Genomic DNA, 13,998 nt, shown 5'->3' with positions numbered 1-13,998 from the left:
ACCCTTGATCCCTGACTCTGATCCTTACCTTATGGATGCTGCGCACCTACTAGAAAAAATTACACTTTTGATTGATCTTGCCCAAAAAGGAGAAATTGATCCTTGGGATGTTCAGGTCATTGATGTAATTGATCGATATTTGAGTGAAGTACTTGCTGCAGATGAAATTGCCCAAACAGCTACTGAAGCAGATTTATCACAATCAGGACAAGCCTTTTTATCGGCATCAATGCTCGTATTGTTTAAAGCCAATACATTGGTTGAACTAGAATTTCAGCAAGCTGAATTACAACCAGCAGAAGATATTTTTCTTGACGCCAACGAAAACACAAGAGTGCGTTTACCTTTAGAACAACAATTACGTCGCCGCCCAGCAGCTTTGCCACCACAAAAGCGCCGAGTTACGCTGCAAGAACTCATCACTCAGTTGCAATTAATGGCAAATCAATTGCAACTTTCGCAACCAGAATCGTCACACAACACGCGCACTCGCAAGCTTTCCTCGCCATCACGTACACAACTACGCCAAGCACTTGAATTAGCGCACCAGGAAAACCTCACCGAGGTAGCAGCAGAAATTGAGCAGTTTTTAAATTCTGGCTGGCATAATGATCGACAGCAGGAACAGACGTGGCTGAACTTAGATCAATTGGTAGAGTTGTGGACTCGCATGAAGTGTTCAAGAGCGATTGCCCACAGCGCAGCGCCACAGGCGATCGCATCCAATCACGCACCTGTTCAAGAACGAGTCAGCGTTTTTTGGGCATTATTGTTACTATCTGCTCAGTCAAAAGTAGAGCTATCCCAAGATGAGTTTTATCAAGAGATCAAAATTCGGACAATTACTGCAATATAAGAGGTTAGGGAGCAAAAATCAAAGATCAGGGTTTTTCGAGAACTAGGGAAACTGAGGAAGCAGGAGAGAATAGGATTTATGAGTCGTGAAGTGTTGAGCCTAAGAGAGTTATGAATGTTGAGTGTTGAGTTATGAGTTATTTTCTTCAATTCAAAATGTGCTAACGCACCGCTACGCTAACAAAGCGTGCTAACGCACCACTACGCTAACAAAACTTAAAATAGTTGCCTCCGGCACCTTTGTTCGCTTTCCAAAACTCAAAATTCAAAACTAATCACAGGTTCCCCTCGCCTCTCGCTCCGGACTTCGTCCCGCTGCGCTAACGCTCCTACTCCCTACTTAAAGCTGTCAGTGGTTTCAATGATGACTAAATGCTGGAATTTAGGCGATTATTAGGTATCAATTAATTTAGGTATATAAAAACATGAGGTTGAGGAGCAACTATTTATGAAAGCGATGATCCTAGCGGCTGGTAAGGGTACTCGCGTACGCCCAATTACCTACACAATTCCTAAACCAATGATTCCAATCCTGCAAAAGCCAGTGATGGAATTTCTCTTAGAATTACTACGCCAGCATGGGTTTGACCAAATTATGGTCAACGTCAGCCATTTAGCTGGTGAAATTGAAAGCTATTTTCGTGACGGACAACACTTTGGAGTTCAGATTGCTTATTCTTTTGAGGGGCGCATTGAAGATGGTGAATTAGTTGGTGAAGCAATTGGTTCTGCGGGTGGAATGCGGCGCATACAGGATTTTTCGCCATTTTTTGACGATACGTTTGTGGTTCTGTGTGGTGACGCTTTGATTGATTTAGATCTCACTGCGGCTGTCAAGTGGCACAAATCTAGAGGTGCGATCGCAACTGTAATTATGCGCTCAGTTCCTCGCGAGGAAGTTTCTAGTTACGGTATCGTTGTTACTGATGATGCAGGACGTGTTAAAGCTTTCCAAGAAAAGCCTGCAGTCGAAGAAGCACTGAGTACTAATATCAGCACAGGTATTTATATCTTTGAGCCTGAAGTTTTGGATTACATTCCTTCTGGTCAGCAATATGACATCGGTAGCCAATTATTTCCTAAATTAGTAGAAATTGGTGCGCCATTTTATGGTTTAGTGATGGATTTCCAATGGGTAGATATTGGTAAAGTTCCTGATTACTGGCACGCTATTCGTGGTGTTCTCTCCAGAGAAATCAAAAATGTGGAAATTCCTGGTCATCAGGTTGCTCCAGGAATCTATACTGGCTTGAATGTTGCTGTGAACTGGGACAAAGTAGATATCACAGGTCCAGTTTACATTGGTGGCATGACACGCATTGAGGACGGTGCAAAAATTATTGGACCAGCAATGATTGGTCCTAATTGCTGGATTTGCAGTGGCGCGACAGTAGACAACAGTGTAATTTTTGATTACTCGCGTTTGGGACCTGGAGTCCGCTTAGTTGACAAGTTAGTGTTTGGACGCTACTGCGTTGATAAAAATGGTGCAACAATTGATGTGCAAGCGGCAGCTCTTGACTGGCTAATCACCGATTCTCGCTATCCCCAACCGTCACAACCACCATTAGAACATCGCGCGATCGTTGAGTTACTGGGGAATGGAAATTAGGAGCGAGGAGCAACTCAAAGAGTGGCTAGTGATTAGTTTTGAGTTTTGTTAGCGTAGCGGTGCGTTAGCACATTTTGTTAGCGTAGCGGTGCGTTAGCACATTTTGAATTCAAGAAAATAACTCATAACTCAACACTCATCACTTCCTTAAGCTCAACACTTCACGACTCATATCTCCCCTGCACCTCTACTCCTATTTATGGAGACAAGTAAGTATATCGACTCAAACTCTGCTCATATGTTTGTAGCAATCGTTGAGATTCAGACAGCGTAATTCGCTTTTCTTCGAGTGCTTGCTCAGTGCGCTGGCGGATACTTTCAACTAAATCTTCTGAGTCGTATTGCACATAACCCACGACTTCGGTCATAGTATCACCCTTAACTACGTGTTCAATTTGATATCCTTTAGGTGTTAATTGAATATGAACTGCATTGGTGTCACCAAACAAGTTATGCAAATTACCCATAATTTCTTGGTAAGCGCCGCTGAGGAACATTCCCAAGTAGTAGGGTTCTCCAGGTTTAAAAGAATGAAGTTCTAAAACTGACTTGACATCACGTAAATCAATGAATTTGTCAATTTTCCCATCACTGTCGCAAGTTAAGTCTGCCAAGATACCTCGCCGTGTAGGTTCCTCATCCAAGCGGTGAATTGGCATGAGGGGAAATAGTTGATCTATTGCCCAACAATCTGGCGCAGATTGAAATACAGACAGATTGACGTAGTAGATGGAAGCCATAATTTTTTCCAGTTCTTCCAAGTCATCTGGCACATATTCTTGCTGACGAGTAATGTTTGTGATTTTCTCACAGCAAGCCCAGTAAATTCGCTCAACCCTGGCACGCTCTCTTAGCGTTAAGATGCCTAAATTAAATCGGTTGATGCCTTCTTCCTTAAATTGAGTGATGTCGTGGTACGCTTCTTGATAGTTTTCAACGTTAATTGATTGATAAGTTTCCCATAGGTTGTGAATAATCGGTGGTTCTTCTGCTTGTGGTGGATTTGGCACAACTGAAGGCACATCACAAGTACTGAGAACATCAAAAATTAAAATTGATTGGTGCGATGCGATCGCCCTACCGCTTTCACTGATCAATGTCGGTACAGGTATTTTCCGCTCAGCACAGGCGTCTTTTAGCTCTGCCACAATGTCGTTGGCATAATTCTGCATATTGTAGTTTTTTGAGGCGTAGAAGTTGGTTTGCGAGCCGTCGTAATCTACGCCTAAGCCGCCACCCACATCGAGATACTTCATATCTGCCCCAAGCTGGGCTAATTCGACATAAATGCGGCTAGCTTCTTGAATTGCATCTTTGATGACGTTAATTGCTGAAATTTGCGAGCCAATGTGGAAATGAAGAAGTTGTAACGATTCAAGGAGATTAGCATCGCGTAACTTATCGACAGCTTGAATGATTTCAGGAATCGTCAAACCAAATTTAGCGCGATCGCCGGTTGATGTTCCCCAGCGTCCCATACCTTGGGTACTCAACTTTGCTCGTACCCCTAAAATTGGTCGAATTCCCAACTGACGACTCGCATTAATCACGAGATCAACTTCTTCAACTTGTTCTATCACAATGATGGGAGTCTGCCCTAAGCGTGTTGCGAGCATGGCAATCTCGATATACTCGCGATCTTTGTAGCCATTACACACCAAAAGCGCACCAGGAGTATCTAACATTGCTAAGGCGATCATTAATTCAGGCTTAGATCCTGCTTCCAAGCCAAATTGATGAGGTTTCCCAAATCGAACGAGATCTTCGATTAAGTGTTTTTGTTGGTTACACTTGACTGGGTAAACACCACGATAAACGCCTGGGTAGTTATAGCGAGCGATCGCTTTGGCAAAACAAGCATTCAATCGCTGAATCCGATCCTCCAAAATATCAGAAAAGCGAATGAGCAACGGCATGGATAAGTTACGCTGCTTGAGGGCGTTTACTAATTCGTATAAATCTAAAGAACCGCCGCGATCGCCTTTGGGGGAAACTGTAACATGACCAGCAGCATTGATAGAAAAGTAAGGTTCACCCCAACCATCAATTCGATAAAGGGCTTCGCTATCCTCAATTTTCCATTTTTTTCGCGGCAAAAGTTCAGTTTTCGGATTTGATGAGGATTTTTTGTTGTTTGGTTCCGCTTTTCCATCGCTTGCCGTCTTTCTACCTTCAGAAGCTTCTTGCTTCTGTGGTTGGAGTTCAAGAGGGGGCTGTCCCTCTAATGCTGAATTTGTGCTTAACTCAACACCCATTATGTCTTGACCTCGTATGTTTCACCCACGAATAGCCAGTTTAACTCATCTAATTCAAAGCGGATTCTGAACTAAGAGAGACTTTCTGAGATAATCTGATTTTTGTTGTTACATAGCGATTCATCTGCACTATCAGCATTCAAATTTAATCTGGATTTAACTAGAAGTTAAATTTAGGAGATTTTGGATGCGCTACACAATGGGCGAAAAGTCTGATAGCACATTTACGCAAATCGCTTTATTGTTCATCTTCACAGGAGACAGTTTTGGAACGCACATTTTTAGCTATTAAGCCCGATGGTGTACAACGTGGACTTGTAGGCGAAATTATTAGCCGCTTTGAAGCTAAAGGGTTTACTCTGGTAGGCTTAAAATTTATGCAAGTCAGCCGTGAACTCGCCGAACAGCATTATGGTGTTCATCGGGAAAAACCTTTCTTTGCTGGGTTAGTAGACTTTATCACCTCTGGTCCTGTTGTTGCCATGGTTTGGGAAGGTGATGGGGTTATTACCGCAGCACGCAAAATGATTGGTGCAACAAATCCTTTAAATGCTGAACCAGGTACAATTCGCGGAGATTTAGGTGTTGATATTGGACGTAACATCATTCATGGTTCAGATGCACCTGAAACCGCAACCCAGGAAGTTAGTCTGTGGTTTACAGACGAAGAACTTGTTAGTTGGCAACCTAGTCTAAGTTCTTGGATTCGGGAGTAGCTGATGAGGGGAGTGTAGGAGTGTGGGCGTGTGGGCGTGTGGGAGGGACGAAAATGCTATCCCTACTACCCTACTACCCGCCTACTCAAGCTGTCTCATCTCTGATTTCCCTCAGCTTCTCCAACTTTTACAACATTAATTTCTGCTTCTTGATTGCTTTTTTCTCGTTCATCTTGAGCTGCAGTTTTAGTTCGCTGGGAAAAACCCCAAGCAAAAATTGCGGCGATCGCACTAATCATTAACCATTCAGGTGGAACCAAATCTTTGTCTATAACTCTCAATAACAATCGTAAGCCTACTAGCGCTACGGTAATATAACCTGCATCTTCTAAGTGGGTAAATTCATCTAACCAGCGAATGAACAGTCCAGCCATAAATCGTAGCGCCACAATGCCTATAGTTGCACCGGTAATCACAAGCCATTTTTCTTGCGAAACGGCGATCGCTGTTGTCACACTATCCAAGGAAAATGCCAAATCGGTGAATGCAATTACAGGAATTGCTTGCCACAAGTTAGCAAAGCGCGGACCATGATGTTGATGTTCCGGATTGTCGTCTGAAGTGAAATACTGAAATACTAGCCAAAGTAAATATGCAGCGCCTAAGAGTTCAAACTGCCAAAATTTTGTTACCCAGGTAGCTGTGAGGATTAAGCTAATCCGCAATATGTAAGCGACAACTAAACCAAAGTTGAGTGCCTGACGTTCTAACTTTTTATCTTCTAATCCTTGAGCAATTGCTGCCAGCGCGATTGCATTGTCTGCAGAAAGTACCGACTCTAAAAAAATTAGGATAATTAATACTAGAGTTGCTTCAATCCCTACGTTAAAGGGAGAATCAAAAACTTGATCTATCATTAAAAATTTTTCGCACCTGAATACAGCAAAACCAACACTAGTGGACAGCTTAATTTAATAATTTTAACAAATCGCTACACTGTAGATAAATTTACCTTTAGATAGGAAATCCTCAATTCAGAGAAGATCTAGATAAGCTTGAAGGCTTGAATCAAGAATAACTGATGTACCTTGATTGATAAGTTAAGTATTCATAACTGAGGGATTAAGCAGCAAATATTAGCAAAATCAATCGCGATCGCGTGTATTGCGGGCAATAATTCTAAAGCTTAAAGAAACTCAAAACACTTTCAAGCAAATCTACGCGCACAATGGTTTTGAGTAGCAATGCCAAGAGCAAGAGATATGTCTCAACTCACAATTGAATCAATTCTCCAAGAAAAACGTTTATTTCATCCTCCGGCTGAGTTTTCGCAAAATGCCCAAGTTAAAAACTTAGAAGAATACCAGCAACTATACGATAAAGCGTCTTCTGATCCTGAGGGTTTTTGGGCAGAACTTGCCCAACAAGAGTTGCACTGGTTTCAAAAGTGGGACAAAGTACTCGATTGGCAGCCACCATTTGCTAAGTGGTTTGTCAACGGCAAAATCAATATTTCTTACAACTGTCTCGATCGCCATCTCACTACTTGGCGTAAAAATAAAGCCGCGTTGATTTGGGAAGGTGAACCAGGAGACTCGCGTACACTCACCTACGCTCAGCTACACCGCGAAGTCTGCCAATTTGCTAATGTGCTAAAGCACTTAGGTGTCAAAAAAGGCGATCGCGTGGGAATCTATATGCCGATGATCCCTGAAGCAGCGATCGCGATGTTAGCCTGTGCGCGAATTGGTGCGCCGCATACTGTTGTCTTTGGTGGTTTTAGTGCCGAAGCATTGCGCGATCGCCTCATTGACGGAGAAGCTAAAGTTGTTGTGACTGCTGATGGTGGTTATCGTAAAGATGCCGCAGTTCCGCTGAAAGAACAAGTTGATAAAGCCTTAGCAGGTGGAGATGTGACTAGCGTCGAAAATGTGCTTGTTGTGCGGCGAACTGGACAAGAAGTCCAAATGGAACCAGGACGCGACCATTGGTGGCACGATCTTCAGCAAAGTGTTTCAGCAGATTGTCTTGCTGAACCGATGGACAGTGAAGATATGCTGTTTATTCTCTACACTTCGGGGAGTACTGGTAAACCTAAAGGAGTAGTACATACCACAGGTGGTTACAACTTATACACGCATATGACCACCAAATGGATTTTTGATCTACAGGATACGGACGTCTATTGGTGTACAGCTGACGTTGGTTGGATTACTGGACACAGTTACATTATTTATGGTCCACTTTCCAACGGTGCAACAACAGTTATGTACGAAGGTGCGCCGCGTTCCTCTAATCCTGGTTGTTTTTGGGATGTGATTGAGAAGTACGGCGTGACAGTTTTTTACACTGCACCAACAGCGATTCGAGCCTTTATTAAAATGGGCGAACACTTGCCCAAAGCCAGAAATCTATCTTCTTTACGATTGTTAGGAACTGTGGGCGAACCAATTAATCCTGAAGCTTGGATGTGGTACTACCGCGTCATCGGCGGCGATCGCTGTCCAATTGTGGATACCTGGTGGCAAACGGAAACCGGAGGAATTATGATTACCCCCCTACCTGGGGCAATTCCGACAAAACCTGGTTCGGCAACACGTCCTTTTCCTGGTATTCTCGCAGATGTTGTTGATTTAGAAGGTAATTCGGTAGGTGACAACGCAGGTGGTTATTTAATTGTCCGTCATCCCTGGCCTGGAATGATGCGTACGGTATACGGCGATCCCGATCGCTTCCGGCGTACTTATTGGGAACATATCCCACCACAAGATGGCAAATATGTTTATTTTGCTGGTGATGGTGCGAGACGTGATGAAGATGGTTATTTTTGGGTGATGGGGCGTGTTGATGACGTGATTAATGTTTCTGGACACCGTTTAGGCACAATGGAGGTTGAATCTGCACTAGTATCGCATCCTGCTGTTGCTGAGGCAGCAATTGTCAGTAAACCTGACGAGGTCAAAGGAGAAGATATTGTTGCTTTTGTGACTTTAGAGGGTACGTATCAACCGAGCGAACAACTGAGTAAAGAACTCAAGCAGCACGTTGTTAAAGAAATTGGTGCGATCGCGCGTCCTGGTGAAATTCGCTTTACTGATGCGTTGCCAAAAACTCGTTCGGGTAAAATCATGCGGCGGTTGTTACGCAATCTCGCCTCTGGGCAAGAAGTTTCTGGAGATACTTCTACATTAGAAGATCGTGGTGTACTCGATAAACTGCGTGAGGGGGCTTAATTTTTTGGGTTAGGATGCGATCGCGTTTATCTTGAGGGGCGATCGCTCTCATTCTTTAACACTTATCTAATGGCGCAATCAACGCTTGAACCGTTGCGTCACGTGGGCTAATTTGTTGAATTTTATTCATTAAACCTCCTGCATGAATCAAAAAAATATGGATGTCATTCTGAACGAAACACAGTGTAGTGTTCGCGCAGCATTGCCGCAGGCTAGAATCTCAGGAGATGTTTCGCTTCACTCAACATGACAGTTTTAAGTATTCGCGCAGGAGGTCTATTAAACTTTTTGCAAAAGTCGGGAAAGGGGGAAAGGGACAAGGTGAAAAAGATGAAATTTTCCTTTAACCTTTACCCACCAATAAGCAAAAGTACCTTTTGCAAGAGGTCTATTATTGCTAATCGTAGTTGACCTTTATCAAGATAATGGCAATATCTAATTTGATTGCCATCAATTTTTCATGTCATTTGATAACCTGTGCAAACTCCTATCCGAAAAACATCCTGCAACATTTGCTAGTTGGGTGTTAGGTACACCGCAAACTGAAGTTACAGTCCTCAAAACCGAATTGAGTATTGAACCAATTCGCGCAGATTATGTGACATTTTTACAGCTACAAGGACGCATCTTACATCTAGAATTCCAAACCAAACTAGAATCCACACCACCCCTACCGATACGAATGCTCGACTATTGGGTAAGGTTGTATCGTTTATATCATCTTCCAGTTACGCAAGTCGTTGTTTTATTACTTCCACCCGCACCCGACACAATTATCGAAACTGCCTTTAATGTAGAAATGACTCGTCATGAGTATCGCGTAATACGGATGTGGGAAGAAGATGTGGCACAATTTCTAGATGAACCCGCATTATTACCATTTGCCCCATTAACCGCAACAACACAACCGCAAAGCTTACTACAACAAGTCGTCCAACGAGTCAATCAACTTGAAGCTGTTGAACAACGCTCCGAAATCGCGGCGTATACACAAATATTAGCGGGGTTAAAATATAACAAAGAGTTAATCCGACGAATCTTTCGGGAGGGGATGATGCGCGAGTCGGTAATTTATCAAGAGATCTTAGCTGAGGGCGAACAAATTGGCGAACAGCGTGGAGAACAACGTGGAGAACAACAAGGGCGCTTAGCAGAAGGGCGCGAGCTTGTGCTGCGTCAACTCAATCGACGCGTAGGGGAGTTACCGCAAGATGTGCGATCGCATATTGATACTTTATCGTTAGAACAAATCGAAAATCTGGCTGAAGCATTACTAGACTTTCAAGGAATCACCGATTTAGAAGCTTGGTTGAGTCAAGGCGTTTAGTTTGAAGCTACATTTTAAGTTCGCTATTTAAATACACAAATAATTGAATGTGTCAAGAAAATTATGCGTAGACGCATTGGCGAAGCGTTCTCGCAGAGTAGCGGCTGGTCTGTGACATCGCACAGTTGATTTTCTAATAGTTTTATTGTCAAAATCCTAGTAACGCTTACTGAATAAAAGTTTACGGTGCATTGACTAAGTACTTCTCAATATCATCGAGTACCGCATGAGCCGAAAGAAAATCAAAGCCATACCAGGTTTGGAAATCGACAGTATAAACTTGGTTTTGCTGAACAGCCTTGATTTTAGACCAGAGGGGTTTGCGCTGAAGGCGTTTTAGAGTTGAGCGATCGCTTTCTTGATAAACTCCAATAAAAAGAACATCGCTATCGATTTTGGGCAAGCTTTCTTCAGAAATTGGTAAGGCAAGACCATCAGATGATTTAGGAGATAGTAAACCAAGATCATTCAAAATTGTGCCGGAAAAGGAGTTTTTAGCAGCAAGAGTTAATCGATCGCTAACATAAGCAAATGATGCATAAAACGCTTGCTTCTGTAAACTGGTGTGTAAAACGCCTAAGCTTTGCTTTACTTCTTCCACTCTTTGGTCATAGCTATCTAAAAGTTGAGTGGCGACATCCGTCTTATCAAAAATCTTTGCGGTTTCTATTAGGTGTTGTTTCCAATCGCGTGAAATTTCTGCCCAGGGAACTAACACGGTAGGAGCAATATGTGACAATTGTTGATATATGCTTTGTGATGACGGATCTGAAGGAAGAATAATTAAGTCAGGCTTAAGTTGCAGAATCTTCTCTAAATTAGGTTGGGCAGTAGCATAGCTGTGTAAAGAAATTCCTTTGATATTATTTGCCAAATGCGGAGGAAAGTCTATTTTGCCCTCTATAGAAGACCATGTTGCTGCTGCGATTGGTTTGATTCCCAAAGCAACAATGTTACTCAGACTCAGAATATCTAAAGCCACAATTCGTTGCGGATTGAGTGGAACGCAGGTTTCACCCGCAGTATGTTGTACAACTCGGCAATTTTGTGCTGAAGATGCTGGAGTGGCGGTTCGATTGCTGGTATGGCAGCCAGTAACAAGTGCAAATGCCACAATTCCTAGACATATCCAATAGGTAAGGCGGCGGAGAAACTTCATCATGAAACCTAACTATTTCAAAATGTCCAGGAAACAGTTCCCTCAACAGTAAATGGCGTGCCAGGAAAAACCCGATTTCGATTAAAAGCACCCTCAAAATAATCCACGTTGAATTTCATAAGTCGTCCATAAGCTAGCCGCATGAGGCGTTGTTCGTTGTATGCGGTTGCCAACTGATATCACATTATCTTCCGTGACGCGAGCATCGTTGTACGCATAACTGGCAAACACATTCCATCCTAGTAGTATTTCACCAGCAAGGCTAAGCTCGATTCCTTGGCTGCTCCGTATCCCGAAACTAGCGTAAAATTATTTAAAATTCCCAAGAAATGGTACCTGATATGGTTAATGGATCGCCTCTGAGTACGAAATCTCTATTAGTAACATAGACAAAATAGTCTGTATCAAACAAATTTTTCACATTCAATGCGACTCTGAGCCGATCTCGGCGGTAAAAAATGGTTGCATCAGTACGTAAATAACTAGGCACGTCAAAGGAATTTTCTAAATCTCCAGCGCGATCGCCAATATAAAATAGCCCTAAGCCAAATCCCAACCCTCTGAGATCCCCTGATTGGATTTCGTAAGTTGTCCACAGATTAAAGCTATGTTCGGGAGCATTAGTCAAACGATTACCAGATGGAAAATTATTATCTGCAATAATTTTGGCATCCGTGTAAGCATACCCTGCCAAGATATTCCAGCCTGGTGAGATTTCTCCAGTAATATCAAATTCAATTCCCTGACTACGTTGTTCACCGGTTTGAATAGAAAAGCGGGAATCATTAGGGTCTGTGGTCAACAGGTTGGAACGTGTCAAGCTGTAAAGGGACAGGGTTGTTGCTAGTCGCTCATTTAAATCGGCTTTGACACCAACTTCATACTGAGTACCCCGTTCTGGTTGAAATAGACTACCATTAGCAGACCTACCCTCTATAGGGTTAAAAGACTGACTATAACTGGCGTACAGCGAAATGGCAGGAATCGGTTGATAGACAATTCCTACACGAGGTGTGAATGCATCACCCGATTGAATATCAGTCGTATCGTCTAAAAAATTTTGATTTGTTTGTGTGAATAAATCAAACCGACCACCTAGCAAAAGCTTGAAGTTCTCAGTAAATTTAATCTGATCTTGAATATAAATGCCTAGTGCGTCTGTTAAACGAGAACCATCCTCGTATACGGTATCAATCCGGCCAACAATTGGCTGACTATAAACAGGATTGTAGATATCAAGTGGAGCTAGCTCCGCCAGATCGATTCCGAAATTGTTAAAGTTATCAAATCGGCTCAAATTTACACCGAACAATAACTGATGTTCAATGAAGCCAGTAGAAAAGCGTCCAGATATATCTGTTGTCAGGTTATAAATACGAGAATCGCCCTCTGAACCATAAGTAATACGATTGGCAGTTTGATTATCAGAGTCAAGACCAAGAAAAAATGCTTGATTGTTATCAGCATTATGCTCAAAGGTGACGCGAAAATCATTTCGCAATGACCATGTATCGCTAAATCGATGCTCTAATCGATATCCTAGCCTTGTGGTTTCAATTATAGTATCACCTTCTGGTTCATAGACTGTGCGATTACGAGGAATCCGACGACCACCTGGACCAGGTAACACTGTACCAACTGCCGGTAGGACAACAACTGTCCGAGAATCAATGATTTTATTAGAATATTCTCCCTCAAAAGTTAAATTTGTATTTTCGCCGAGTGTCATCTTAATTGCAGGTGCAATAAAGAATGATCTATTACCAACAAAATCAATGTAACTACCAGAATTTTGATACGCCAGATTCAGACGATATAGTACTGTTTTGGCATCGTTCAATGGGCCAGAAAAGTCAAGACTACCTCGATATAATGAATAACTCCCAACTGTGGCTTCTATTTCATAAAAAGGAATCGCAAGGGGCTGCTTGGTGACAATATTGACTGTACCGCCTGGGTTACCTGAACCATAAAGCACAGAGGCTGGTCCTTTGAGAACTTCTACTCTTGCAACATTGTATAAATCTCTAGTTTCAGTCGTTGTGCGATCTAGTAGCCCGTTATTGAGGACGTTACCACTAAAAATCTCGAAGCCACGAATTGTAAAAGAATCAGCTCTATCACCAGATCCTCTGGTGGGATTCACACCAGTAACATTTCTCAAGGCATCACCTAAGCGTGTGGCTCGTTGCTCTTGCAGGACTTCTTGCGGAACAACCTGAATCGATTGCGGAATATCACGCAGTGGTGTGTCGGTTCTAGTTCCTACAGAAGCATTTGGTACTTTGTACCCATCTTGTTCTCCTGTCACCAAAATTTCGATTAGTTCATCATCTTCAGTAGACGGTGTTACTGGTTGCTGTGCAGAAGACGTAGCTGTTACAATCCCAAAAATTAAACCCTCGTTACTGTCAAATAACTCAACCGTTGGTAACGCTGCTTCGCCTATAACTGCGATTCGCACTGTGTTTGCATCAAAATTCGTAACTGTTATTTCAGTAATACCCGCAGTTGAGTTTTCGGAACGAAATGCAAAAGCATCGTTATTAGGTAAACGCAGTTGTGCATTTGGGATATCCGCAATGTAGTTATTACCACTACTGCGATTTATGACTTGCAGTTGTTCTCCTTGAGTCGTCTCTAAAATAACTTCTACACCAGTATCAGTAGGATTCGCTCTTACTCCCGAAATCAGGACAATATTTGCAGGGATGGTTGGTGTTTGTACCAGTAGTTGAGTGCTATTGGCGGGAAGTTTGATTTCGCTTAGTTGAGGTGTCTGTGTATCCGCCCGCACTGGAGAAGGTGCAATCAACACCAAAGCTACAATCCATAATTGCCAATTTAACCGCCCAAAAGCCACTCGAAATTTTTGCATACCACTCACACCTATGGAGAAAG

At 42.7% G+C, this 13,998-nt stretch carries 9 protein-coding genes and 1 pseudogene; 5 read left to right on the top strand and 5 right to left on the bottom strand.

The window, feature by feature from the left end:
• Window positions 1-31: 31 nt before the first annotated feature.
• Window positions 32-856: a segregation/condensation protein A gene (locus CSQ79_RS07600; protein WP_099700564.1), complete on the top strand. Its 825-nt coding sequence runs from the start codon at window positions 32-34 to the stop codon at window positions 854-856.
• Between the two features lie 447 nt (window positions 857-1,303).
• On the top strand, window positions 1,304-2,467 hold the full coding sequence (locus tag CSQ79_RS07595; protein WP_099700563.1) for a nucleotidyltransferase family protein: 1,164 nt from the start codon (window positions 1,304-1,306) through the stop codon (window positions 2,465-2,467).
• Window positions 2,468-2,664: 197 nt separating this feature from the next.
• Here CSQ79_RS07595 and speA read toward each other — a convergent pair whose 3' ends face one another.
• The gene (gene speA, locus CSQ79_RS07590) at window positions 2,665-4,722 is read right to left on the bottom strand and encodes a biosynthetic arginine decarboxylase (RefSeq protein ID WP_099700562.1); all 2,058 of its coding nucleotides are present in this window, start codon (window positions 4,720-4,722) and stop codon (window positions 2,665-2,667) included.
• Window positions 4,723-4,988: 266 nt separating this feature from the next.
• Between speA and ndk the strand changes: the two genes are divergently transcribed.
• Window positions 4,989-5,438, top strand: coding sequence for a nucleoside-diphosphate kinase (gene ndk, locus CSQ79_RS07585; RefSeq protein ID WP_099700561.1), 450 nt, complete (start codon window positions 4,989-4,991; stop codon window positions 5,436-5,438).
• A 95-nt stretch (window positions 5,439-5,533) separates the two neighbouring features.
• Here the strand turns inward: ndk and CSQ79_RS07580 are convergent, their stop codons facing one another.
• On the bottom strand, window positions 5,534-6,295 hold the full coding sequence (locus CSQ79_RS07580) for a TerC family protein (RefSeq protein WP_099700560.1): 762 nt from the start codon (window positions 6,293-6,295) through the stop codon (window positions 5,534-5,536).
• A 345-nt stretch (window positions 6,296-6,640) separates the two neighbouring features.
• Between CSQ79_RS07580 and acs the strand changes: the two genes are divergently transcribed.
• The gene (gene acs / locus CSQ79_RS07575) at window positions 6,641-8,611 is read left to right on the top strand and encodes an acetate--CoA ligase (protein ID WP_099700559.1); all 1,971 of its coding nucleotides are present in this window, start codon (window positions 6,641-6,643) and stop codon (window positions 8,609-8,611) included.
• A gap of 460 nt (window positions 8,612-9,071) precedes the next feature.
• Complete coding sequence (locus CSQ79_RS07570) at window positions 9,072-9,938, top strand: DUF4351 domain-containing protein (RefSeq protein ID WP_099700558.1); 867 nt, start codon at window positions 9,072-9,074, stop codon at window positions 9,936-9,938.
• Between the two features lie 181 nt (window positions 9,939-10,119).
• Here the strand turns inward: CSQ79_RS07570 and CSQ79_RS07565 are convergent, their stop codons facing one another.
• From CSQ79_RS07565 to CSQ79_RS07555, 3 genes and pseudogenes are all read right to left on the bottom strand, one after another.
• Window positions 10,120-11,100, bottom strand: a complete 981-nt coding sequence (locus tag CSQ79_RS07565) for an iron-siderophore ABC transporter substrate-binding protein (RefSeq protein ID WP_099700557.1) — start codon at window positions 11,098-11,100, stop codon at window positions 10,120-10,122.
• Between the two features lie 14 nt (window positions 11,101-11,114).
• A pseudogene (locus CSQ79_RS28835) lies at window positions 11,115-11,406 on the bottom strand (TonB-dependent receptor domain-containing protein); the annotation flags it as partial.
• 4 nt (window positions 11,407-11,410) lie between these two features.
• On the bottom strand, window positions 11,411-13,975 hold the full coding sequence (locus tag CSQ79_RS07555) for a TonB-dependent siderophore receptor (RefSeq protein ID WP_099700556.1): 2,565 nt from the start codon (window positions 13,973-13,975) through the stop codon (window positions 11,411-11,413).
• Window positions 13,976-13,998 lie beyond the last annotated feature (23 nt).

The organism is Gloeocapsopsis sp. IPPAS B-1203 (genome assembly GCF_002749975.1).
Classification (GTDB): domain Bacteria; phylum Cyanobacteriota; class Cyanobacteriia; order Cyanobacteriales; family Chroococcidiopsidaceae; genus Gloeocapsopsis.
The sequence above is the reverse complement of the archived record's forward strand: the minus strand, read 5'-3'. Positions and strand labels throughout refer to the sequence as shown.

What these genes read in the sequence shown, in the direction of transcription:
- CSQ79_RS07600 (WP_099700564.1), top strand. Translation starts at nt 32, where the DNA reads ATGGATGCTGCGCACCTACTAGAAAAAATTACACTTTTGATTGATCTT.
- CSQ79_RS07595 (WP_099700563.1), top strand. Translation starts at nt 1,304, where the DNA reads ATGAAAGCGATGATCCTAGCGGCTGGTAAGGGTACTCGCGTACGCCCA.
- speA (WP_099700562.1), bottom strand. Translation starts at nt 4,722, where the DNA reads ATGGGTGTTGAGTTAAGCACAAATTCAGCATTAGAGGGACAGCCCCCT.
- CSQ79_RS07580 (WP_099700560.1), bottom strand. Translation starts at nt 6,295, where the DNA reads ATGATAGATCAAGTTTTTGATTCTCCCTTTAACGTAGGGATTGAAGCA.
- acs (WP_099700559.1), top strand. Translation starts at nt 6,641, where the DNA reads ATGTCTCAACTCACAATTGAATCAATTCTCCAAGAAAAACGTTTATTT.
- CSQ79_RS07570 (WP_099700558.1), top strand. Translation starts at nt 9,072, where the DNA reads ATGTCATTTGATAACCTGTGCAAACTCCTATCCGAAAAACATCCTGCA.
- CSQ79_RS07565 (WP_099700557.1), bottom strand. Translation starts at nt 11,100, where the DNA reads ATGATGAAGTTTCTCCGCCGCCTTACCTATTGGATATGTCTAGGAATT.
- CSQ79_RS07555 (WP_099700556.1), bottom strand. Translation starts at nt 13,975, where the DNA reads ATGCAAAAATTTCGAGTGGCTTTTGGGCGGTTAAATTGGCAATTATGG.